This is a genomic window from Rhodococcus sp. 4CII (assembly GCF_014256275.1).
Lineage (GTDB): Bacteria > Actinomycetota > Actinomycetes > Mycobacteriales > Mycobacteriaceae > Rhodococcus_F > Rhodococcus_F wratislaviensis_A.
Map to the genome: position 1 here is coordinate 4,699,133 of NZ_JACCFE010000002.1, position 22,531 is coordinate 4,721,663.

General features: G+C 68.6%; 17 protein-coding genes and 3 pseudogenes. 12 read left to right on the forward strand and 8 right to left on the reverse strand.

Annotated features, from left to right (window positions below):
- Positions 1-181: 181 nt before the first annotated feature.
- Positions 182-1,204 (forward strand): LacI family DNA-binding transcriptional regulator, encoded by a 1,023-nt coding sequence (locus H0B43_RS22465; RefSeq protein ID WP_185729837.1) that lies wholly within the window; start codon positions 182-184, stop codon positions 1,202-1,204.
- A gap of 51 nt (positions 1,205-1,255) precedes the next feature.
- Here H0B43_RS22465 and H0B43_RS22470 read toward each other — a convergent pair whose 3' ends face one another.
- Positions 1,256-1,915 (reverse strand): GNAT family N-acetyltransferase, encoded by a 660-nt coding sequence (locus H0B43_RS22470; protein ID WP_312033670.1) that lies wholly within the window; start codon positions 1,913-1,915, stop codon positions 1,256-1,258.
- Between the two features lie 258 nt (positions 1,916-2,173).
- A pseudogene (locus H0B43_RS22475) lies at positions 2,174-2,362 on the reverse strand (MspA family porin); the annotation flags it as partial.
- 194 nt (positions 2,363-2,556) lie between these two features.
- Here H0B43_RS22475 and H0B43_RS22480 point away from each other — a divergent pair.
- From H0B43_RS22480 to H0B43_RS22500, 6 genes and pseudogenes are all read left to right on the forward strand, one after another.
- The gene (locus tag H0B43_RS22480; protein ID WP_185725931.1) at positions 2,557-3,021 is read left to right on the forward strand and encodes a MarR family winged helix-turn-helix transcriptional regulator; all 465 of its coding nucleotides are present in this window, start codon (positions 2,557-2,559) and stop codon (positions 3,019-3,021) included.
- Between the two features lie 101 nt (positions 3,022-3,122).
- Positions 3,123-6,981: pseudogene (locus H0B43_RS22485) on the forward strand (Pls/PosA family non-ribosomal peptide synthetase).
- A gap of 191 nt (positions 6,982-7,172) precedes the next feature.
- Entirely contained in the window at positions 7,173-7,382 is a 210-nt protein-coding gene (locus tag H0B43_RS22490; RefSeq protein ID WP_252189724.1) for a hypothetical protein, read from the forward strand.
- A 163-nt stretch (positions 7,383-7,545) separates the two neighbouring features.
- The gene (locus tag H0B43_RS22495) at positions 7,546-9,012 is read left to right on the forward strand and encodes a CYTH and CHAD domain-containing protein (RefSeq protein ID WP_185729835.1); all 1,467 of its coding nucleotides are present in this window, start codon (positions 7,546-7,548) and stop codon (positions 9,010-9,012) included.
- A gap of 81 nt (positions 9,013-9,093) precedes the next feature.
- Positions 9,094-9,192, forward strand: a pseudogene (locus tag H0B43_RS43220) (three-helix bundle dimerization domain-containing protein); the annotation flags it as partial.
- Positions 9,193-9,297: 105 nt separating this feature from the next.
- Positions 9,298-10,362 carry a cation diffusion facilitator family transporter gene (locus tag H0B43_RS22500; RefSeq protein ID WP_312033669.1) on the forward strand — a complete coding sequence of 355 codons (1,065 nt, stop codon included), beginning with the start codon at positions 9,298-9,300 and terminating at the stop codon, positions 10,360-10,362.
- Positions 10,363-10,418: 56 nt separating this feature from the next.
- On the opposite strand, the gene H0B43_RS22505 is transcribed toward H0B43_RS22500, so the two are convergent.
- Positions 10,419-10,676 carry a three-helix bundle dimerization domain-containing protein gene (locus H0B43_RS22505; RefSeq protein WP_213016517.1) on the reverse strand — a complete coding sequence of 86 codons (258 nt, stop codon included), beginning with the start codon at positions 10,674-10,676 and terminating at the stop codon, positions 10,419-10,421.
- A gap of 771 nt (positions 10,677-11,447) precedes the next feature.
- On the opposite strand from H0B43_RS22505, the gene H0B43_RS22510 reads away from it, so the two are divergent.
- The 4 genes from H0B43_RS22510 to H0B43_RS22525 all read left to right on the forward strand — a co-directional run bounded on the left by H0B43_RS22510 (position 11,448) and on the right by H0B43_RS22525 (position 14,882).
- A complete protein-coding gene (locus H0B43_RS22510; RefSeq protein ID WP_185725927.1) occupies positions 11,448-12,725 on the forward strand; it encodes a sodium:proton antiporter in 1,278 nt (425 codons plus the stop codon).
- A 94-nt stretch (positions 12,726-12,819) separates the two neighbouring features.
- Positions 12,820-13,236 (forward strand): hypothetical protein, encoded by a 417-nt coding sequence (locus H0B43_RS22515; RefSeq protein WP_185725926.1) that lies wholly within the window; start codon positions 12,820-12,822, stop codon positions 13,234-13,236.
- A gap of 178 nt (positions 13,237-13,414) precedes the next feature.
- Positions 13,415-13,714, forward strand: coding sequence for a hypothetical protein (locus H0B43_RS22520; RefSeq protein ID WP_185725925.1), 300 nt, complete (start codon positions 13,415-13,417; stop codon positions 13,712-13,714).
- A 175-nt stretch (positions 13,715-13,889) separates the two neighbouring features.
- Entirely contained in the window at positions 13,890-14,882 is a 993-nt protein-coding gene (locus tag H0B43_RS22525; RefSeq protein WP_185725924.1) for an MDR family oxidoreductase, read from the forward strand.
- Positions 14,883-14,912: 30 nt separating this feature from the next.
- Here the strand turns inward: H0B43_RS22525 and H0B43_RS22530 are convergent, their stop codons facing one another.
- From H0B43_RS22530 to H0B43_RS22545, 4 genes are all read right to left on the reverse strand, one after another.
- Positions 14,913-18,134 carry a carboxyl transferase domain-containing protein gene (locus H0B43_RS22530; protein ID WP_185725923.1) on the reverse strand — a complete coding sequence of 1,074 codons (3,222 nt, stop codon included), beginning with the start codon at positions 18,132-18,134 and terminating at the stop codon, positions 14,913-14,915.
- A complete protein-coding gene (locus tag H0B43_RS22535; RefSeq protein WP_185725922.1) occupies positions 18,131-19,840 on the reverse strand; it encodes an AMP-binding protein in 1,710 nt (569 codons plus the stop codon). The genes H0B43_RS22530 and H0B43_RS22535 overlap by 4 nt, the downstream gene beginning before the upstream one ends.
- Positions 19,841-19,873: 33 nt before the next feature.
- Positions 19,874-20,500, reverse strand: coding sequence for a TetR/AcrR family transcriptional regulator (locus H0B43_RS22540; RefSeq protein WP_185725921.1), 627 nt, complete (start codon positions 20,498-20,500; stop codon positions 19,874-19,876).
- 105 nt (positions 20,501-20,605) lie between these two features.
- Positions 20,606-21,145 (reverse strand): nitroreductase family deazaflavin-dependent oxidoreductase, encoded by a 540-nt coding sequence (locus H0B43_RS22545; protein WP_185729834.1) that lies wholly within the window; start codon positions 21,143-21,145, stop codon positions 20,606-20,608.
- A gap of 182 nt (positions 21,146-21,327) precedes the next feature.
- Here H0B43_RS22545 and H0B43_RS22550 point away from each other — a divergent pair, with 182 nt between their 5' ends.
- The gene (locus H0B43_RS22550; RefSeq protein ID WP_185725920.1) at positions 21,328-21,786 is read left to right on the forward strand and encodes a DUF6069 family protein; all 459 of its coding nucleotides are present in this window, start codon (positions 21,328-21,330) and stop codon (positions 21,784-21,786) included.
- Here H0B43_RS22550 and H0B43_RS22555 read toward each other — a convergent pair.
- Positions 21,783-22,433, reverse strand: coding sequence for a TetR/AcrR family transcriptional regulator (locus H0B43_RS22555; protein ID WP_185725919.1), 651 nt, complete (start codon positions 22,431-22,433; stop codon positions 21,783-21,785). The genes H0B43_RS22550 and H0B43_RS22555 overlap by 4 nt on opposite strands.
- Positions 22,434-22,531: the final 98 nt, after the last annotated feature.

Below are 22,531 nucleotides of genomic sequence, written 5' to 3' on the forward strand. Positions count from 1 at the left end.
TAAGCGCTTAACTAGTACGACGACGCGGATCGACCGCTGTTGTCACAGTCACGTCGATACGGTCGGTGCACCAGGGGTCGCGGGTGGGGTGGCAGCATGCCGCTGAACAGTGGAAGGGGTTGCCGTGAACAGTGCTGGTTCCACCCGTGCAACGGGTACGGCGCGCGCACGCAAACCCACCATGGACGACGTTGCTGCCCGTGCCGGAGTTTCCCGCACGCTGGTCTCGTTCGTGCTGCGCGGCAAGCCCGGGGCTGGGGAGCAGACGCGCCTGCGTGTGCTGGAAGTCGCCGCGGAACTCGGATACAAGCCCGACAGCGCGGCTCGACTGCTGGCCCGCGGCCGGAGCCGAACGCTGGGGGTGCTGCTCGACGTCCAGCAGCCGTTCCAGGCCGACCTGGTCACGCGGATCTACCCGGTCGCGAAAGCGGCCGGGTACGACGTGTTGTTGTCGGTGAGCGCGCCGGGGCGCGACGAGTTCGAGGCGATCGAGTCCATGCTCAGTCACCGCTGTGAGGGCCTGATTCTCCTCGGCCCGAACTCGGGCCGGGGGTACCTGGAAGAGCTGGAAGATCGCGCAGTCGTGGTCGTAGTGGGAAAACCGATGCCACCGAGTGCGTTCGACGCGGTGCGCAGCGCGGACGACAGCGGAATCCGGCAGTCGGTCGACCACCTCGCCGACCTCGGGCACCGCGCCATCCATCACATCGGTGGAGGTTCGGCACCGGGTGCGGACGCTCGACGCGACGCCTACGTCGCGGCGATGCGCGATCACGGCCTGGACGAGTTCATCCGCGTGATCCCCGGCTCTCACGACGAGGCTGCGGGAGTGGCGGCGGGACGGCTGATGCTCGAGGAGGGCGCGCTGCCCACCGCGGTACTGGCAGGCAACGATCGGTGTGCGCTGGGGCTGATGGACTCGCTGGACCGAGCGGGCGTCGATGTCCCTCGGGACGTGTCGGTCGTGGGGTATGACGACAGCGAGATCGCGCATCTGTCGCGCATCGATCTGACCACGGTCCGGCAGGACGTCGATCAGCTCGCCGAGAACGCGGTCACCTTCGCGGTGAAGCGCCTCGAGGACGACGACGCGGTTGCTGCCGAGGTCATCGTCGAACCGCGGTTGATCGTGCGGGGGAGCACCGGACCCGCCCGGTCCGTTCAGCGTGAGCGCTCGATGCGGCGACGCGTTTTCTCTCGCTGAGCTGCGGGGGAGTGCCACGTCGCCCCGTACACGGTGGTACGCCGGTGGTGATCAGGGCGTGCGGAATCCGCGGAAGGTGACGTGTTTGCGTGTGCGGAAGCCGAGCCGCTCGTAGAGCGCGATCGCGCCGGTGTTCGTCTCGGCCACATGTAGAAAGGGACGTTCGCCGCGAGCGACGATCTGCGCGACGAGCGTGAGGACCAGACGGCCGGCATGACCGCGCCCGCGTGCCTCGGGCGCGGTGCACACGGCGCTGATCTCGGTCCATCCCGGCGGCCGGAGCCGTTCGCCCGCCATTGCCACCAGCGTGCTGTGCTCGCGGATACCGAGATAGCCGCCGAGCTCATGGGTACGCGGCCAGAACGGTCCGGGCCGAGTCGACGCGACCAGGGCGCGCATCTCGGACACAGTTTCCGCGCCGAGTTCGACCACATCCGATCCGGCCCGATCACGATCGTCCGGCCCGTCACCGGCCCAGATCATCTGGCGACCTTCCAGGGTGAACACCGGCTCCCAGTCCGCCGGCGGCGTCGCGTCACTGCTGAACATGTCGGCGAACTCGCTCGGCCCGAGCAACCGAGCGAGGTCGTCCCACGCCTGCCGTTCGGAGTCGGCGACCGCGGAGAACGTCGCCACTTCCGGCAGGTAGGTGACGGCCCGGCCGTGTCGGCGTGCGAGGTGTGCGTGCCGGGATCGCAGTGATTCGCCCACCGGGTCGTCGAGCGCCGTGGCGTCGCGGAGGTCTATTGCACTGCCCCTTTCAGGTGACCGGGTTCCAGGGCCGAACTCAGCTTCGAAATGTCGACGAGAGGCGTCGAGGCCACGTACATCGTCGCATCCGTTCCTCGCCGGTGACCGCTTGCCTGCCCGGTGAGTTCACACGCCGCGGGCGGCCCACCGGGTTCGGAAACCCCCTCATCAGCCTGTTCCTCCGGCGATGTTTCAACCGAGACCTGTTCGGGTCCTTGCTCAGTTGAGCTTCTGCGGCACACCGTAGGGCATGACGGTGTCACCGTTTTCCGTCACGGCCATCGCGTACGGCCGGATGGTGACCGGTCCGATCGCTCCGGAGATGGACCCGTGCACGCCCTGCATGCGAACCAGCGCCTCGGGTCCGTCGAATTCCTGTCTCTCGAGCAGTGGGACGGTGGTGATGCCGTGCCCTCGAAGTGCGGCGATACCTGCAATCGCCGCGATGCGGGTAAGGGGTGGTTGTCTCCAGGGCGCCGTCGTGATCCGAGAGGGTGTGGTCGTTTTTCGAGACCTCCCATCGGTCTGACCTGCAAGGCAAATGCGTGGTTAGTGGGGAATCTCTATCATCTCAAATACCCACTACTGATATCGTGGGGTTCATGCCCGCATCCACGACACCTCCGGAGCGTTTGCTACGAAGCCCCACCTTCGTGGTCGCGCAGCTGTATCGGGTGGGCCGAGAGGACCTCGGGGCCGTGTTGGCGGCCGAGGGTCTGAACCTTCGGACGCACTGGATCCTCAGCTGTCTCGAGGAGCCGGGGGAGCTGTCCCAGAAGCAGCTCGCCGATGTTCTGGGCCTCGATCGCAGCGACATGGTCCGACTGCTCGACGACCTCGAGGAACGCGGGTTCGTGGCCCGCACCAAGAATGCCAAGGACAGGCGCAAGCACGTGCTGTCATTGACGCCGGCAGGCCGGCAGGTCCGCGAGCGTAGCGACGAGTTGGTCGACAAGGCATCCGATCAGCTGTACGGCAACCTCTCGGCAAAGGAACGCCGCAGCTTGCAGCGCCTCGTTCTGAAGGCGCTGGGCCTACCCAAGAAGTACGCCGACCCACCCACCTAGCCGGGTCAGCCCTGTTCTCATGGTGTCCATTGCGCCGCTGTCCCACCCGCTCGCGGATTCACACCCGTGCGGGCCGTGCTGTGCCACAAGGAGTTTGCACATTGACTGCCCCCACGCATCTCGACCCGTTCACCGCCGGTGATCTCGCTCCCGCCCCGCGGACCCTGATCGACATCCTCACCGACACCGCCGAGCGTCACCCCGACGCTCCCGCGATCGACGACGGCGAGGTGGCTCTGAGCTACGCCGAACTGGTCGACCGGATCGCCGCCGATGCTCGCGAGCTGGCTGCCCGTGGTGTCGGACCCGGCGATCGGGTCGGTATCCGAATGCCGTCGGGTTCCCGGGAGCTGTATCTCGCGATCCTGTCCGTCCTCGCCGCCGGCGCCGCATACGTCCCGGTCGACGCGGACGACCCGCCCGAGCGGGCCGAGCTGGTATTCGGCGAGTCCGCGGTCAAGGCGGTCGTCACCGCCGACGGAATCGACGCCGCGGGGAGTCATGTCGCCGTCCGGGCCCCGGAGCCGTCGGACGATGCGTGGATCATCTTCACCTCCGGGTCCACCGGAACCCCTAAAGGGGTGGCGGTCACGCACCGAAATGCCGCCGCGTTCGTCGACGCCGAGGCGAGACTGTTCGTGCGCGACGCCCCACTCGGTCCCGGCGATCGGGTACTGGCCGGACTGTCGGTGGCGTTCGACGCCTCGTGCGAGGGAGATGTGGTTGGCGTGGCGGCACGGCGCCTGCCTCGTCCCGGCGCCCCGTTCGCTGGTGCGCACCGGGATGGATCTCGGACCCTGGCTGATCGCACGGTCGATCACCGTCGTCTCCACGGTCCCGACGCTCGCCGCGCTGTGGCCCGCGGAGGCGCTCGACTCCGTCCGGCTCCTGATCTTCGGCGGCGAGGCCTGCCCGCCCGAGCTTGCTCGGCGGCTCGCGGTTGACGGGCGTGAGGTGTGGAACACCTACGGTCCCACCGAGGCCACCGTGGTTGCCTGCGCCGCACGGATGTCCGGGAGCGGTCCGGTCCGGATCGGGCTCCCACTCGACGGATGGGATCTCGCCGTCGTCGACGAGGGTGGCCGCCGGGTAGCCGACGGCGAGGTCGGGGAACTCGTGATCGGCGGCGTCGGACTGGCCCGCTATCTGGACCCGGCCAAGGACGCCGAAAAGTACGCGCCGATGCCCTCGCTCGGCTGGGACCGCGCCTACCGCAGCGGCGACCTGGTGCGACTCGACAGCGAAGGGTTGGTGTTCCAGGGTCGCGCCGACGACCAGATCAAACTCGGCGGGCGACGCATCGAACTCGGTGAGATCGACGCGGCCCTCCAAGCGTTACCGGGAGTTACCGCTGCCGCCGCCGCGGTGCGCACTTCCGAAGCCGGCACCGGGGTGCTCATCGGATACCTCGCCGCACCGGACGGTTTCGACCTCACCCGTGCCCGCGCGCACCTGGCGCAGCAGCTTCCGGCTGCCCTCGTCCCCCGACTGGCAAGGGTAGACGAACTACCCACCCGCACCTCGGGAAAGGTGGATCGAGGTGCGTTACCGTGGCCACTGCCCGGGGCGCGGGTTCCCAACGCGCAGGCGCAGCATCTGGACGGAACCACGGCGTGGATCGCCGGCCTCTGGACACGGATCCTCGGCGCCGAGGTCGCCGGCGCGGACGACGACTTCTTCGCCATCGGCGGCGGCTCGTTGAGCGCCGCCCAGCTGGTCAGCGCTCTGCGTGAACGCTTCCCCGAGGTGACCGTCGCGCAACTCTACGACCACCCCCGTCTCGGCTCACTGGCCCAGTTCCTCGACGAACTCGCACCCACCGCGGCCGTCGAGGCACGCACCGTCTCTCCGACGCCGCGGGCATCCCAATGGGCACAGATCGCGGCAACCGTCCCGCTGACCACCCTGACCGGCCTGCAGTGGATTACCTGGCTGGCAGTGGCGAACAACGTCCTGGCCTGGGCTTCACCGGCACCGTGGGCGCCGGCGCTGTCGTGGTGGCCGGTACTTGCGATGTTCCTCGTCTTCATCACCCCGGTCGGCAGGATGGCGGTCGCCGCGACCGGTTCCCGACTGCTTCTCCGGAAGATCGAACCGGGCAGCTACCGCCGCGGCGGGTCCGAACATCTGCGGATCTGGGTGGCCGAGCGACTGGTCGAGGCGAGTGGGGCGGCGAACCTGTCCGGCGCCACCTGGATGGTGTACTTCGCGCGGGCGCTCGGCGCGAACATCGGGCCCCGGGTGGACCTGCACACCCTGCCCCCGGTCACCGGGTTGCTCGAACTCGGCGAGGGCTGCTCGATCGAACCCGAGACGGATCTGTCCGGATACTGGATCGACGGCGACGTCGTCCACGTCGGATCGATCCGCATCGGAGCCGGGGCCTCGGTCGGCGCCCGCTCGACCCTGTTTCCCGGCACCCGCATCGGGGCGCACGCGGAGGTGGCACCGGGGTCCGCGGTCACCGGGAAGGTCACGGCAGGTCAGCGGTGGGCGGGCTCGCCCGCGGTAAAGGTCGGCAAGGCGGTGCGCCCCTGGCCGGAGAGCCGGCCGCCGCGTTCCTCACGGTGGGTCCCCGTCTACGGCCTGACGTCTCTCGCCGTTGCGGGGATGCCCCTGCTCGCGCTGGCCGGCGGTCTCGTCCTGCTCGGATGGTGGATCCGCGACGCCGACGACCTCGGCGCGGCCGTGACTCGGGCACTGCCGATGCTCCCGGCCGCGACCCTCCTCACCCTCGCCCTGTTCGCGGGCATGACCGTGGTGTCGGTGCGGTTGCTCGGGCTCGGCCTGCGCGAGGGCTATCACCCGGTGCGCAGCCGGATCGGGTGGCAGGCATGGTCCACCGAACGGCTGATGGACTCCGCCCGCACCTTCCTGTTCCCTCTGTACGCCAGCCTGCTGACCCCGCTCTGGTTGCGGCTGCTCGGCGCCAAGGTCGGCAAGAACACCGAAATCTCGACGGCCCTGGTTCTTCCGAAGTTCACCACCGTCGCGGACGGCGCGTTCCTCGCCGACGACACCATGGTCGGCGGCTACGAACTCGGCGGCGGATGGCTGCGCATCGAGCCCGCCAAGGTCGGCAAACGCGCATTCCTCGGCAACTCCGGCATGACCGGACCCGGACGGACCGTGCCGAAGAACGGTCTGGTCGCGGTGCTCTCGGCCACCCCGGACAGGAAGGGCAAATCCGGTTCGTCCTGGCTCGGCAGCCCCCCGGTCCGGCTGCGGCGTTCGGCGACCGAGGCCGCGTCTTCGCGGACCTTCGATCCCCCGACCCGACTGCGGGTCGCCCGGGCCCTGATCGAAACGTGCAGGTTGATCCCGATGATCATCACGTTCGGGATCGGGCTCGGGGTGCTCGCCGCCCTCGAGGCGCTCGCGGGCGGCATCGGATTCGTGTGGGCGGCAGTGCTGTCCGGGCTCGTCCTCCTCGTGGCCGGTGCCGTCGCAGGTGGCATTGCGGCGGCCGCCAAATGGATCGTCATCGGCCGCATCGGCGTCGTCGAACACCCGCTGTGGAGTTCGTTCGTCTGGCGCAACGAGGTGTCCGACGCCTTCGTCGAGACGGTCGCCGCACCCTGGTTCGCCCGCGCCGCGACGGGCACCGCCGTATTGAACCTGTGGCTGCGCGCAATGGGCGCCTCCATCGGACGTGGTGTCTGGTGCGAAACGTACTGGCTGCCCGAGGCAGACCTGGTCTCCCTCGGCGACGGGGCGGCCGTCAGCCGCGGCTGCGTCGTGCAGACCCACCTGTTCCACGACCGCATCATGAGCATGGACACCGTCACCCTCGGCGCCGGAGCCACCCTCGGTCCGCACAGCGTGGCGTTGCCGGCCTCGGCCATCGGGCCGAACGCCACCGTCGGACCGGCGTCTCTGGTGATGCGCGGCGACCGTGTTCCCGACTCGACCCGCTGGCAGGGCAACCCCATCGCACCCGAACCGGGAAACGGGCGATAGCCCAGCGCCCCGCGCCTCATTCCTTACTCGCGCGTCAGCACGGATCAGGCCGTATGCTCTGCCCCGTCGGAGGCTGCGAAATCGGAAGGTGTTGACCTCCTGCGACATCACTGAGCGGAACGGGGAGACCCATGTCGATGAACCCTGACCCGAAGAGCGGGCGACGACGACGGTTTGCGGTCGGAACACGGGTGAGAACCCCGCATTCCCTCGACGCACAACTCCCGGCCGACCGCTGGCCCCTCGCATCCGGGGTGATCATCGAGGACTTCGCCGAATCGGGCGGCCTCAGCCCAGAGTCCTTCGGACGCGATTGGGCGCTGACGCGGCGGTGGGCGATCGCCCTCGACGACGGCAACCTGATCTTTCGCGACAGCGAAGATCTCGACGACGAGTGGTGACGGCGCACCGCTCTGATGTACCGATCTTCGGCGGCGCTCGGCCGCCGCAGGCCCGCCGCGTCCGAATTGTTCACTTCGGCGCGGTAGGGGTACTCGACGTTCGTCGGATCGATTTCGACCGTCGGCATGGAACGTCGGAATGTGGTGAGGTGTCATGGCAACAATGCTCGAGGAGCAGCGTGAGAGGGAAGACAAGTACGAGGTCGATCCCGATTTCGCCGTTCCGGATCTCGCGGAAGCGCTGCCCGCCGACGGCCGCATCGAGCGGGCCACGGTCGACCTGGACAGCGTCTATTACGACACCGCCGACAACGACCTGTTCCGCCACCACGTGACGCTGCGCCGGCGGACGGGAGGTGTCGACGCGGGTTGGCATCTGAAGGTGCCCGCGGACAAGGCTCGCACCGAGATCAGGCTTCCCCTCGATGACGGGGACAGCGTCCCGGCGGAGTTGGCGGATCTGGTCGCGGGGGTGTCGCTCGGCAAACCCCTGCACCCGGTGGCGATGATCTCGACCGTGCGGAGCGCGCATCGCCTCTACGACAAGCAGAACACCCTACTCGCCGAGGTGGACGACGACCGGGTTCGGGCGACGGCGGTGGGGGAGAGTGCCCGGGCCAGCGAATGGCGCGAGGTCGAGGTCGAACTCGGTGAGGGCGGCGACGAGAAACTGCTGAAGCGGATCGGCAAACGCCTCACCCGTGGCGACGCGCACCCCTCGGGGCGGGCGTCGAAACTCGCGCGGGCGCTGTCGGCCGACTCCGACCAAGTGCTCACCGCGGGCGAGGACGGGACCGCGCGGGCGGTGGTTCTCGCGTATGTCGATGCGCAGATCCAGGCGATCGTCGGCGGCGACGTGGCGTTACGGCGTGGACACGATCCGGTCCATCCCACCCGTGTCGGTATCCGGCGGCTGCGCAGTATCCTGCGCGTCTACGGACCGTTGTTCGATTCCGCGTCACGGGACTGGATGGACACCGAATTGTCTTGGTATGCAGGACTGCTCGGTGAGGTGCGGGACCGGCAGGTGCAACGGGAGAGGTTCGCGACCGCGGTCGCCGGCCTGCCGACGGAGTTGGTGCTGGGACCGGTGGCCGCCCGGATCGAGAACGATCTGCTGTCCGAGCAACTCCACCATCGCGGCGCGGTGATGGAGGCACTGAGCGGGGACCGGTACCGGACGTTGCTGACCGTCCTGACCTCGTGGCGGTCCGATCCGCCGCTGACCGAGGCGGCGGAGGAACCGAAGGCCGTCAAGCGGGGAGTGCGCCGGGCGGGAAAGAAGGCGGACAAGCGGGTGGCGGTGGCGGCGGTCGCCGCGGTGGGTACCGAGGACGAGGCGCTGCACCGTGCCCGCAAGGCCTGCAAACGTGCCCGCTATGCGGCCGAACTCGGCGCCCCGGTCCTGGGGAAGAAGAAGTCGAAGAAGAGAGTGAAGAAGTACAAGAAACTGCAGGAAGTGCTCGGCGAGCACCAGGACAGTGTCGTCGCCGCGGGGATCCTCCGCACTCTCGGTGCCCGCGCCGGTAGCACGCCGGGGGAGAACGGTTTCACCTTCGGCCTGCTCTACGGCCTCGAACAACAAGCCGCGGAGAACGCGCGCATCCGGGCCTCCCACCTGTCGACCTGATACCGCAACGCGTCGCGGGGCAAGCCCCGCTCTGGTCGGTCGACTGAATGTGCGGATACGACCACCGCTGAGTAACAGCACATCGTCGCCGTCCGCCGGCGCCTCGGCCAACGGTTCCCCGATCTGGATCCGGATCTGATCGACGACGCGATCGATACGGCGCATCGCCGCTTCGGCGGTCGGCGGGTTCGAGTTGTGGCCGGGTTTCGATGCGATCTCCGAACGGCATCGTTCCAAGTCCTGTCAATGGCACCACAAGCAGGGTTCCGATGTGAGACTGGTGAGGTGACGCGGGCATCTGATCTCGGATACCGGAGCGCCGACGAGAACGTCGGCGGCGATAGCACGCGTACGGTGATCATCGCGTTCGGCGCCAATCTCGGGGTGGCGATTGCGAAGTCGGTGGCAGCGGTATTGACCGGTTCCGCATCCATGGTGGCGGAGGCCGCTCATTCCTGGGCCGATACCGGCAATCAGGTCTTCCTTCTCATCGCGAATCGTCGAAGCGCCCGAGTCGCCGATGCCGATCGTCCACTCGGATACGGGCGTGAGGCGTACGTCTGGTCTTTGCTGGCGGCCGTCGGCCTTTTCGTTGCCGGTGGGTCGGTGTCGGTGTGGCACGGCGTGTCGGAGCTGCTTCACGCGCCCACCGCCGGCGCCGATTACCTGGTTGCCTACCTTGTGCTGGCTGTCGCATTCGTTCTGGAAGGAACCTCCCTGCTGCGGGCGATCCGACAGCTGCGCGGTGAGGCCGAGGACTCGGACCGCGACGTGCTCGATTACGCCCTCGAGACGTCCGATCCGATGTTGCGGGCGGTCTTCGCCGAGGACAGCGCTGCGATCCTCGGTATCGTCATCGCCGCCGCGGGGGTCGGACTTCACCAGCTCACCGGCACTGCGGCCTGGGATGCGCTCGGTTCGATTCTGGTGGGGGTGCTGCTCGGTGCGGTCGCGGTGCTGCTCATCGACCGCAACCGTCGATTCTTGACAGGGGTGCCGGCGTCGGGGGCGCTGCGGGAGGCGGTTATTGCCCGTATCGAGGAGTTTCCGGAGGTGGCGACGGTGCGTTTCGTGCGACTCGAGTACGCCGGGCCGAGGCAGCTCTTTCTCGTCGCGAGCGTCGACCTGGTGGGCGACGCCGCGGAATCGCGGGTGGCCCGCACACTTCGCAAACTCGAAGGTGAACTGGAAAAAAATCCGCATGTTGTCGATGCCGTACTGACGGTCGCAGATCCCGACGAGGAGGATCTCTCCGGCCTGGTCGACGCTCGCGAACGGCGCTCCGGGGAAGAGCCCGGAAATGCTGCTGAGCGCTCACGGGCGACCCCGACCGACAGTGTCGATCCGTAAGTGACCGCCCCACGCCGGGCAAGCCCGGCATTACTGGCGGCGGGACCTCGCCGTATTCAGGATCGGTGTGTGCAGCCGGGATCTCCGAGACCGGGAGGGGACGCGTCCGACGGCGTGATGGCCAAAGACTCCTCGAGCGCGCGGATCGCGGCGCGTTCGACGAGCAGCGGCACGAAGTCACGGATCGCACATCCGTCGAACCGATGGTGCGCGGTGTCGATCGCCTCGCCGACACGATGCTCGTCGAGTACCTGATAGCGCTGACTCAGATGTGCGCGCACCGCATCGAGGTGCTGCTCTTCGGTGACGTCCACACACGGATTGTCGTCTCGTGGGCTGCGGCGCGGAAGCCCTTTCCCGGGTCCGGCGGAATGTCGGTGTGGTGGTCGACGAAGGGTTCCAATCCCGAGGATCCGGTGAGGCCATCAGCATTACTCCGAATCCGTTACGCCCCAGGGTTTCCCAGTCGTGCCGTCGACCCGGTATTGCGGGGTGACAGCTGGGGCCGGGCTCCTGTCAACCGGGAGACGGGTTCGGGGGTGCATCCGTCCCCCGACTGCCATCCCCGGGATCGGCGAACATCGCCGTGATCCGGCTCAGGATCTCCGGAGTACTCAGCACTCGCGGGGTGGGAACCACGTGGCGGGGTGCGGTCACACAACGAGCTCGAGGTCGCTTCACGCGTCACCTCCCGGTCATGGGCGATTGGCCAGGCAGGTCGGCTACGGAGGCGCACCCTTCCGGCACTTCCACTGTTCCAACCGCGTCGACCTCCCGAGTAGGGCACAAGGTCACCACCGGCTCCGGTGCCGTGCGGTCAAGACCTTCACTGTGTGCGCTCGGGCATCGGTGACCAGCCGGGTGGTCGAGCGCCGTCACTCCGCGCGTCATGATTGTGACCGCGGGTTCGTCGTGCTTGGCTGGATACCGGGACGCCCGTGAGGAGCCGAGATGATGACCGAGCCGTTCACCGGTGTCGTCGACCGAGATATTCGCCGCTCGATCCCGGACCGGGTTCGTCACGAGCTTGTAGAAGCACTACGGGGCGTGCGGGATTCGTCCGGTCGCGCCGGGTCGAGGACGCGATGACCTGGGCGTTACCGGCGATCGCAGCGATGCTGCTCGCCTTCGCCGGGATCTCCCGGAAGGTCGCGGGCACCCCACTCACCGCGCCGATCGTCTTCACGGTCGGCGGGCTCGCGCTGGGAGCGGAGGGGCTGGGCCTGATCGACGTGGACGTGACGAGCGAGACGATCAAACTGCTCGCCGAGGTGACGCTCGCGCTGGTGCTCTTCGCCGATGCGTCGAGCGTCGACCTGTCCGCGCTTCGTCCCGAGATCGCGGTTCCCGCCCGACTTCTCGGGTTCGGCTTGCCGCTGACCATAGCTGCGGGCTTCGGTACCGCGGTGCTGCTGTTCGGCGACTTCGGGTGGCCGGAGGCGTTGCTGCTCGCGGTGATCCTGGCTCCGACGGATGCGGCGCTCGGGCAGGCGGTCGTGACGCTGCCCGCTCTACCGACGCGGGTGCGGCAGGGCCTCAATGTCGAGAGCGGGCTCAACGACGGCATCTGCGTGCCATTGTTCCTCGTCGTCCTCGCGATCGCGGGCGCCGAATCGGGGGCGATCGGTGGTGGCGCCGCCGCGCGCCTGGTCGCCGAGCAGATCGGCTACGGGATCCTTGCCGGGGTGGGAGCCGGGTCGGTCGCGGCGGTGATCGTGGTCGTCGCCGGCCGGCGCGGTGCGGTCGACCCGCTGTGGGTGCAGATCGTTCCGGTCGCCGCCGCCGTGCTCGCGTACACCGCCGCCGTTCCGCTCGGCGGGTCGGGTTTCATCGCGGCATTCGTCGGTGGCCTCGCGTTCGGCGCCATTCGCCGGCGGGCAGAGGGTGAGATCTCGCACCTGATCGAGGAGTCCGGTGATCTCTTCAACGCGGTGACGTTCATCGTCTTCGGCGCCGTGCTGCTCGGTCCCGCACTCGGCCATCTGTCATGGCGGGTGCTCGTCTACGCGGCGCTCAGTCTGACCGTCGTGCGGATGGTGCCGGTGGCGTTGTCCCTCATCGGTCTGCACGCACGGTGGCCGACGGTTGCATTTCTCGGCTGGTTCGGACCCCGCGGCCTCGCGACCATCGTGTTCGTGGTCCTGATCGTCGAGGAATCCGGCGAACTCCCGCACGAAGACGTGCTGCTGACGACCGCGCTGGTCACCATCGGGGCCTCGGTTCTCGCTCACGGACTGACCGCCGCGCCGCTCGCCGATCGTTACGCGGCGTGGTTCCGGGGGCATCCCCGGCCGGAGTCCCTTCACCTCGAAGCGTCCGAGGGGGGACCGCGCGAGGTTGATTCTCGCGACGAAAGACCCTGATCCTGTTCAGGCTGGCGGTCTGTGGGTACTCCCGGGTCGGACAGGATCGGCGCATCGTCGATCTCCGGCAACTGTGGAGCGGGGCGAAAGAGTGATGAATCTGGTCAGCGGTACGGCACGGGTGGCGGCTGGGGCGGGTGGGGCCGCGACCGCGACCCTCGGCGCGATCGGCGGGGCTGCGGTCGGCGGTCTGCTCGGCAGCGTGAAAGGCGCGGCGGTGGGGGCTCAGGAGGGAGCCCGCCGCGGAAGTCACTCGACACCCGCAGCGGTGATGACCATGGGCGCGGTCGCGTTGAGCGGTGTGGTGCAGTGGCCGGTCGTGGCCGCTGTCGGTGGAACAGCGCTGGTACTCGACCAGCTGAAGCCGGGTACGCCGAAGCCCGGGACATCCGGCACCGAGAACGACGCGTCGGCGACTGCTTCCGAGGCCAAGGCGATCGCGCCCGCTCCCGAGGCGAAGGTGGTGACGCGCCGCGCGTCGGCGAAGCGGTCGGCTTCGTCGGCGCCCTGACAGCCGGTCGGCGGGTTTCACCTGCCAGCCCCTCTGGCTCTGGGTGCTGTTCATACCGATCAGGATCTGGTCGATCACGGTGTTTTCTGCGCGACGGTCTTGCCGTTGGTCACGTTGACGGTCGTGCTGACGTGACTGCTGCGATGGCGGGCCAGGCGCTTCCACGAGGAGGATTCCATTGCTGGTCTTCGGCGAGCCGTACGAGGCGGGTAACGGCACGGTGATCATCACTGTGTCGCGGAGTGGCTGGGGCCGTCGTCCGGAGTGTGCGGTCGGCATTTTCACCGTCACTACCGAGTGTGCGACGTGGACGCCGGCGATCGATACCAGTCGGCATGCGCTGATCGGGGTGTGTACAGGGTTCGCGGCGGCGGTGATCGGCACCGTCGCGGTTCTGCGGCGGCCGCCGTGGCCGGAGATGACCGAGCGGGTCATGATCGCGCTGGCGGACGCGCGGACGAGAAACGCACGCGAGTAGGGCCGGCTTGATCGGACGGTCGTCCGCGTCCGGAGTGGCTTGGTGTGGCGACGAGTACCAGCAGGTGTACTCAGAGTTGCATGTAAATCGTCGCGGCTCGGCTCGCTCAGGCGCCCGAGGGTCGCTTCTGTACCGTGAGTGAATTGCCCCACCCCGAGGTCAGGAGAGCACGCTGATGAAAAACTTCACCGCCTGGATCGCACGTGAGAGCGAGGGAGCCATCGGCCTCTCTCAGGAGACGGTCGACGAATCGTTCCTGCCTCAGGGTGAGGTCACGATCCAGGTCGAGTACTCGAGCGTGAACTACAAGGACGCGCTCGCGCTCACGCCGAAGGGCGGGGTGGTGCGCGAGTACCCCATCGTCCCCGGGATCGACGTCGCGGGCACCGTCGTCGAGTCGCAGTCGCCGGAATTCGCGGTCGGCGACGCGGTCGTCGCCCACGGTTACGACATCGGAACCGCCCGCCACGGCGGGTACGCGCAGTTCGCCCGCGTCCCGGCCGACTGGGTGGTGAAACTCGACGGCATGTCCACCCGCACCGCCGCCGCGATCGGGACCGCCGGTTTCACGGCCGCGATGAGCGTGGAGGCGCTGCTGTCCCGCGGAGTCGCGCCGGGCGACGGTCCGGTGCTCGTGACCGGTGCGAGCGGCGGGGTCGGCACCGTCGCCGTCGACCTGCTGTCCGCGGCCGGGTTCGAGGTGGTCGCGTCCAGCGGAAAGCCGGAAAAGGCGGACCTGCTCACCCAGCTGGGCGCGAGCACGGTCATCGGACGCCTCCCCGAGCCCGACACGAAACCGCGGCCGCTCGGCAAAGCGCAGTGGGCCGCCGCGGTGGACTGCGTCGGCGGCGCCACCCTCGCGCACGTGCTGAGCACCATCGAATACGGCGGTGCCGTGGCGGCGAGCGGACTGACCGGCGGGCCGAAGTTGGAGACCACGGTCCTGCCGTTCATCCTGCGCGGGGTCAGCCTGCTCGGGATCGACTCCGTCCAGTACCCCATTGCGCAGCGGCGCCGCCTGTGGGGCCGGCTCGCGTCCGACCTCGCGCCCACCCGCCTCGAGTCGATCACCCACGAGGTTCCGATCACCGACGTCGTGTCCGTGATCGACCAGGTGCGGGCCGGGACCTACTCGGGCCGTGCGGTCTGTGCGCTGCCGCGCCCGTGAGTGCTTGTAACCTCCCGCGGTTACAAGTACTCACGGGCGGCGAAGGCGCACAACCCAGGCACGGGTATCCGCAGGATCGATCACGTCGTCGAGTTCGAAGATCGTCGCCGCGTTGAGCGCCTTCCCGTGCTGGTAGGCGGCGTCGACGAGCTCGGCGAACGCCGCATCGCGTTCGACCGGGTCGTCGACCGCCTCGAGTTCCTTCCGGAACCCGAGGCGCACCGCGCCTTCGAGTCCCATGGCCCCGATCTCCCCGGTCGGCCACGCGACCGTGAACTCGGAGGCGTGGAAGGACCCACCCGCCATGGCCATCGCACCGAGGCCGTACCCCTTGCGCAGGATGACGGTTCCGTAGGGCACCGTCATCCGTGCGCCCGCGACGAACAACCTGCCGAACCGGCGGACCGTGGCCTCCTTCTCCGAGTCGGGACCGACCATGAATCCCGGTGTGTCGCACAGCGAGACCACCGGCAGGCCGAACGATTCGCACAGCTCCAGGAAGTGCGCCATCTTGTCGGCCGCGACCGCGTCGATCGCGCCGCCGAGGTGGTGGCTGCTGTTCGCGACGAGACCGTACGGCGCCCCCTCGACCCGGATCAGCGCGGTGACGATGCCGACGCCGTGGTCGCGGCGTAGTTCGAGGACCGAGCCGACGTCGGCGATGGACTCCACCGCACTGCGAACGTCGTAGGCGCGCAACCGGTTCTCCGGGACGACGTGCCGGGCCAGCCGTTCGTCGGGGGCTTCCCAGTCGGGGAGCACCCCTTGGAAGTACGACAGGTATGTCTTCGCCAGTTCGACGGCATGCGCCTCGTCGCGGGCGAGCAGATCGATCACGCCGTTGCGCCGCTGCACGTCGACCGGACCGATGTCCTCCGGCCGGTACACGCCCAACCCGCCGCCCTCCACCATCGCCGGACCGCCCATGCCGATGTTCGCGTCGGGGGTGGCGATGAGGACGTCGCAGACCCCGGCCAGGGCGGCGTTGCCGGCGAAGCAGCGGCCCGAGACGATTGACACCAGCGGGACCTTGCCGTTGAGCGCCGCCAGCGACCGGAAGGTGTTCAGGTCCAGGCCTGCAGCGGGACCGGCGTCGGTGTCGCCGGGGCGTCCGCCGCCGCCCTCGGCGAACAGGACGACCGGAACCTGTTTGCGGCCGGCGAGTTCGATCACCCGGTCCGTCTTGGCGTGGTTGCGCATGCCCTGGGTTCCGGCGAGCACCGTGTAGTCGTACGACAGCACCACGGCCTGGGAATCCTGCGGGCCGAACACGTCGCCGTTGATTGCGGCGAGGCCGGCGACGAGACCGTCGGCCGGGGTGTTCTCGATCAGGTCCTGCTCGGAGCGGCGACTGCGCTGCGCGGCGAGAACGAGGGGTCCGTACTCGACGAAGCTGCCGGGGTCGACCAGATCCTCGATGTTCGCGCGCGCGCTTCGCCGGCCGAGCGTCGCCCGCTTCGCGATCGCGGCGGGCCGGGCGGCGTCGAGGGTGACCTCGTGCCGCTGCCGGATCTCTGCCAGATCCGCGCGCTCACGATCCAGATCGATCGCGCTGTCGGCGACGTCGCCGGCCTCCGACCCGGAGCGGCGAATCACGACCAGCGGATCGCCGGCGTTGACTGTCTGCCCGGGCGACACCAGATTCCGCTCGACCACCGCGCCCGCCGGGGCCGCGATCACGTGCTGCATTTTCATGGCCTCGAGCACCACGAGCTGAGCACCGGACTCCACACCGGTGCCCTCGGTGGCCGTCTCGACCACGGTCCCCGCCAGATGCGCGCGCAGCACGTCCTCGCCGGCCCGCAACTCGAGTGCCTCCGACGCCACCTCCGCCGGCTGGTGCGCGTGCACAGCGTCGACGAGCGAGCCCATCCGCTCGGCGAGATAGTCGGTGCCGACGACGCCGTCGGCGAAGCCGGGATCGGTCAGAATCGCCCGCAGGAAACCGATGTTGGTGGGGACGCCCTCGACGACGAACTCGGCGAGCGCCGCCTCCGCCTTACGCGCGGCGGCCGGGAACGATGCGCCGCGCGAATGGACGATCACCTTCGCGAGCAGCGAGTCGTACCGCGGGCTCGGCGACAGCCCCGGCCGGCCGTAGGTGTCCACCCGCACCCCCGGACCCGTCGGCGGGGAGAACACGGACAGGGTGCCCGCGGCCGGGACTGCCTGACCGTCGGGGCGCATCGTCTCCATGTTGACCCTGGCCTGGATGGCGATCCCGCGGGCGGCAGCGGGAGTGCCGGACGTCTCGAGTCCGGTGGCGCCCACCCCGTCCGGCAGCGACAGGTCGTCGAAGTCCGCTCCCCGGGCGATGCCGATCTGTACGGCGACGAGGTCCACTCCCGTCACCTCCTCGGTGACCGTGTGTTCCACCTGAATTCGCGGATTCACCTCCAGAAAGACGAAACCGTCGGCGGAGACCAGGAATTCGACGGTGGCGAGCCCCCGATATCCGACACCGGCGCACAGTCGGGCGGCGGCCTCGTGCAGTTCGCTGCGCAGGCCGGGGTCGAGCCGCTGCGCGGGTGCGATCTCGACCAGTTTCTGGTGGCGGCGCTGCACGCTGCAGTCGCGGTCGCCGACGGCCAGGGCCCGCGTCGTGCCCGACTGCGGCGCCGCCACCACCTGCACCTCGATGTGGCGGGCACCGTCGAGGAGTTCCTCGGCGAACAGCGCCGGGTTGCCGAACCCGAGCGTGGCCTCGGACGCGCACAGCCGGTATGCCTCGTCCACCTGATCCGCGCTGCGGACGGCTCGGATGCCGCGGCCGCCGCCGCCCGCGAGGGCCTTGATCATGATGCCGGCCGGGTGGTCCGCGAAGAACGCGCGGACACCGTCGACGTCGGTGGGTCCGTTCGTGGCCGCGAGCACCGGCACCTTTGCGGCGACGGCGGCCTCGCGGGCCGACGACTTGTCGCCGAAGATGTCGAGCACCTCGGGGCTCGGACCCACGAAGGCCAGCCCGGCCTCCGCACACGCTCGGGCGAAATCGGCGTTCTCGCTGAGGAATCCGTATCCGGGATGCACCGCGGTGGCCCCGAATTCGGCGGCCGCGGCGAGCATGGCGCGAGGATCCAGGTATGCGGACGGGCCCGAACCGATGAGCGCGACCGCCTCGGTCGCCGCGCGCACGTGCGGACTGTCCGCGTCGTCCTCCGCATAGACGGCGATGGTGTCGACCGACATCTCCTCGGCGGTGCGGATGATGCGGAGCGCGATCTCGCCGCGATTGGCGACCAGCAGGGTCACTTGTACTCCTCGGCCAGGGCGAACAGGTCGGCCTTGCGGACCTTCCCCGTCGCCGTCATGGGTAGGGCGTCGAGCACCTCGACGGTGGGAACCTTGTAGGTGGCCATGTTCTGGGCCGCCCAATTCCGCAGTTCGTCGCCCGACACCTGACGGTCGGGCAGGAGTTGGACGAAGGCGAACGGCACCTGGCCCCTGTCCGGATCGGGCTTCGGGACCACCGCCGCCGCCGAAATGTCGGGATGCAGCAGGAGCAGCGCCTCGACCTCGGACGGGAACACGCTCATCCCGTTGGTCTTGATCATCTCCTTGTTGCGGGCCAGATAGTGCAGTGCGCCTTTGCTGTTGAGCTTGCCGACGTCGCCGGTCTGGAGCCAGCCGTCGCGGAGTGCGTCGGCGGTGGCGTCGGGCTTGCCGTAGTAGCCGGTGAGCAGCGACGGACTGCGGACGATGATCTGCCCGGGTTGCCCCACCGGCACGGGCGCCCCGGCCTCGTCGACGATCAGTACGTCGGTCCCCGGAACCGGAAGTCCGCAGAACACGGGTTCGCTGAGCAGGTCTTCGTCGTCGTTCTGGAAACCGAGCGTGATGGTGTCGGCGGTGTGCGTCTCTGTCATCCCGTAGCTGGCCTCGCGCAGTACGTGTCCGGTGGCGTCGCGCCAGCGGCGGCGAATCGCCGGGTCGAGTTTGAGCACGAACGACACGGCCATCGCGTTGTCGAGGGTGGAGAAGTCGCGGCGGGTGAAACCGGGCAGATCCATCAGTTCCACATAGTTGTCGACCGTCCCCACCATCGATGTCACACCACGACTTTCGACGAGCGCCGCCGCGGCCTCCGGGTCCCAGCGGGTGAGGAGTACGACGGTGCCGCCGTTGATCAGCGGGTACAGGATGCCGAAGTCCTCGCCGGCGATCCAGAAGATGGGCAGGAACCCGAGGACGACCGGGGGAGCCTCGCCCACCTGGCGGCCGCCGGCCAGTGTCGCGGTGGCGGCGGTGTAGACCATGTGCGCCTGCGTGTGTGCGCAGCCCTTCGGCATCCCGGTGGTGCCGCCGGTGTAGTTCAACGCCGCCAGCGCGTCGGGATCCATCGGAATCGGCTCGGCACGAGGAGAATCCATGATCTGTGCCCAGTCGGTGGTCATGGCCGCGAGGGGAAACGGCGGCGGGACGCTGGGGTCGGCCGGCAGCAGGTCCGACAGGGCGGTGACCGCGACGTGCCGCAACGCTGTCTGGTCGCGCACGGAGTCGACCATGGCCGCGAAGGAGTCCTGGGTCAATAGGATCTCGACGCCGGCGTCGCCGAGTTCGTACACGAGTTCGTGCTCCCGGAACAACGGGTTGATCGGGACGTGCACCGCGCCGATCTTGAGGATCCCCAGCATGGCGATGTGGAACTGCGGACAGTTCGCCAGGTGCACGCCGATGCGGTCGCCGGCCGTCGCGCCCCGCTGCCCGAGCCAGCCGGCGAAGCGATCCGACAACTCGTCGAGTTCGGCGTAGGTGATGTCGCGGCCGTAGAAGTCGATCGCGACCGTGCACGGTCGTTCCGTCGCCCAGTGCCGCAGATAGTCGACGACGGTGCGGCCTTCGATCGGGTACTCGACGGTCCGCGGGACCTGCGGTGGCCATGCGGCGTCCTGCAGTCGTCGTATCTCGGCGAGGGCCGAGTCCAGTACCGTGGGCACGCTCGAAGGCGAAATGGGCATACCGAACTCCCGATTCTGTGCGGATTGTCCTTGCTAGGCGAAGCCGATGAGTCTTTCGGAGATAGCCATGAGGTCGGCGGTGTAGCGGCGCTGTTCCCGGGCGGTCGCGTCGACCAGCCGGGCCGCGCCCGCGAGTTGGGCGTCGGCGAGGGTCTGCGCGATCCGGGCCGGCGGCGCGCACGGCGTGACGTCGCAGGTGTCGTTGATGCGCTCGATGAACCGGGTGTAGCGGCGGGTGAGCCGGGTCTGCACGGTGGTCCAGCTTCGGCCGACCTCGGGGTCGAGCCGGGCACGGTGCCGGATCAATTCGAGGACGCGCCCGTTGGCGTACACCGCCTCGACGAACGCTTTCGTGGTGGTGCGCAGCACCTCTCGCAGGTCTTCGCTCGCCGGTCCCTCCACGTGCTGGGACGCGAGGAATTCCTCGCAGACGTCGGCGGCGACGGCATGGAACACCTCCTCCTTCGACGAGAAGTAGGCGTAGAACGTCGCCCGCGACACCTCGGCCTCGGTGGTGATCACCTCGACCGTCGTCCGGTCGTATCCGAGTTCGGCGAAACAGGTACTCGCGGCGCGGAGCAGTTCGCGGCGGCGGGGGCCGTCGTTGCTCTTGCGCGCCGACCGCGCCCGTTCCTGCGCCTCGCTTGTGGTCACGATCACAGTATGTGTTGATATTGACGTCAATGTCAATGAGTGGTGTTCGCCTGCCCGACGCGAAGCGGGAGCGCGCGGTGGCGGAAGCGGCCGTCGAGCGCTAGCCGGTGTTCAGGAGTCGCGGGTAGCGGTGGCCGATCGGATGGGCGCGAGCACGAAGAGCCGGAATTCGCGTCCGCCGGACCGTCGGTGCTCCATGACGTACCCGGGCCAGTAGTCGACAACGAACTTCCAGAGGTCGTCGCGCTCCTCCCCGGTGACCATCCGGACGCTCATCCGGGACTCGTGGGCCCCTGTCTTGACGAGGGCCTCGTCTATGGCGCGCAGATTCGCCGACCAGGCCGGGTGCTCGGGGCGCCCCCAGTTGGAACCGGTCACGATGTATCCGTCGCCGTACGGGATGCACAGCAGGGCCGTCGTCCGCGGGGTGCCGCTCTTGCGGCCCGGGACCGTCACCTGCACGGACTGCAGGCCGGCGATGCCGATGAGGCTGACCCGGTTCCCGGTCCACGATCGCAGGTGCGATTCCAGCCAGATGATGAGCGGCGCCATCCGCATCACCCATTCGCGGGTGCCGAGCCAGCGCGCGAGAAGACGGAGGGGGTTGCGGAGCCGCCGCGATCGGGGAGGTGTCATGGGCGCAGCGTTCATGGTGGTCATCTTTCCTCAGTCACCGATCGGGGCCGACTGCGATGAGTTTTCTGCTCCCCTCGGGTCTACCTGTTCAGGTCTCGCCGAAAAGACCTCGATTTCACGCCTTGACCCAAATAATGGTTGAGGTTGCAGGATCGGTCAGTAGCACTGCGAAGTCCACTAGACAGGGAGCAACGAACATGTCCAGCACCGAAATCACGACCTCTGCAACCACGACCTCCCGCTTCAACCCGGCGACACTCGAACTGAGCCGGCCCTGGGCGATCGCCGCGACCGTCATCGGGGCGCTCGTCCCGAATCTGGTCATCTGGCTGCTCGGGCTCGCCGCCGGCGGGTCGTTCGAGATGACGGATGCCGGCACGACCAGCAGTGTCGCCCCCGGAGGCGTCGTCATCCTGACGGTGGTTCCGACGTTGATCGGGATGACACTGGCCGCGCTCATCTCACTCAAATGGGTGGCCGTCATCCGGCCTGCCGAAGTGATCGGCGCGCTGCTGCCGCTGGCGACGATCGCGCTCACCGTGCAAGCGGACTTCGACGCCGCCAGCACCATTGCCCTGGCTGCCATGCACGTGGTGATCGCCGTGGTGATCGTCGTCGGCCTCGAAGCGATGCGGCGGCCGCTGATCCGCGCCTAAGGAGTGCTGTTCACCGGCGCATGGGCCTCGATGGTGAGTGCGATGTGCTCGACGATCCGCTTCTGTGAGATCTTCGGGCTGCCGGTGAGCCAACGCTGATAGAGAAAGGCGATGGCCCCGAACAGGGCGATCGCATTGAGCTGGGTGTTGACGGCGTCGCGGGGTGCGTCGTCGGCGCCCAGCATTTTCAATGCCGCGGACATCGGGGTGGTGAATTCGGATACCAGCTGTTCGCCGCGCTGAGCCAGTTCCGGCACGGACTGCGATTCGACGAACATGATGCGTCCACGCCGCCGGTCCTGCGCGATGTAGCCGGTGAACGCTTTCACGACGTGACGGACGAGTTCGCCGGGATCTGCCGGCGCCGTGTCCAGCGCGCCGAGCAGGGTGTCCCGCGCACCCAGGACGACGTGGTCGAGGAGTGCGACGAGCAGCGCCTCCCGGTTGTCGAAACTCTCGTAGAAGTAGCGCTCGGTGAGGCCTGCCTGACGGCAGGTCGCCCGCATCGTCGTCGCTGCCGTCCCCTCGGTCCCCATGATCTGCAGGCCGGCCTCGATCAGTGCCGCACGCCTCGCCGCGCGGCGGTCGTCCGGTTGCCGGCCACGCCAGGTGCGGGGCGCACCACGAGTCTTCTCGCTGTCGGTCATCCGACCATCGTCGCACTGAATCCAGCACAGCTCGGGGAGCCGTCTCGGTCCCACTGTTGACATCAGGCGATGTCAACAGTCATTCTGAATGCAACACG

Excerpts from the sequence above, each read along its gene's own strand:
- H0B43_RS22465 (WP_185729837.1), top strand. The coding sequence starts at position 182 with ATGGACGACGTTGCTGCCCGTGCCGGAGTTTCCCGCACGCTGGTCTCG.
- H0B43_RS22480 (WP_185725931.1), top strand. The coding sequence starts at position 2,557 with ATGCCCGCATCCACGACACCTCCGGAGCGTTTGCTACGAAGCCCCACC.
- H0B43_RS22495 (WP_185729835.1), top strand. The coding sequence starts at position 7,546 with ATGCTCGAGGAGCAGCGTGAGAGGGAAGACAAGTACGAGGTCGATCCC.
- H0B43_RS22510 (WP_185725927.1), top strand. The coding sequence starts at position 11,448 with ATGACCTGGGCGTTACCGGCGATCGCAGCGATGCTGCTCGCCTTCGCC.
- H0B43_RS22515 (WP_185725926.1), top strand. The coding sequence starts at position 12,820 with ATGAATCTGGTCAGCGGTACGGCACGGGTGGCGGCTGGGGCGGGTGGG.
- H0B43_RS22525 (WP_185725924.1), top strand. The coding sequence starts at position 13,890 with ATGAAAAACTTCACCGCCTGGATCGCACGTGAGAGCGAGGGAGCCATC.
- H0B43_RS22535 (WP_185725922.1), bottom strand. The coding sequence starts at position 19,840 with ATGCCCATTTCGCCTTCGAGCGTGCCCACGGTACTGGACTCGGCCCTC.
- H0B43_RS22545 (WP_185729834.1), bottom strand. The coding sequence starts at position 21,145 with ATGAACGCTGCGCCCATGACACCTCCCCGATCGCGGCGGCTCCGCAAC.
- H0B43_RS22550 (WP_185725920.1), top strand. The coding sequence starts at position 21,328 with ATGTCCAGCACCGAAATCACGACCTCTGCAACCACGACCTCCCGCTTC.
- H0B43_RS22555 (WP_185725919.1), bottom strand. The coding sequence starts at position 22,433 with ATGACCGACAGCGAGAAGACTCGTGGTGCGCCCCGCACCTGGCGTGGC.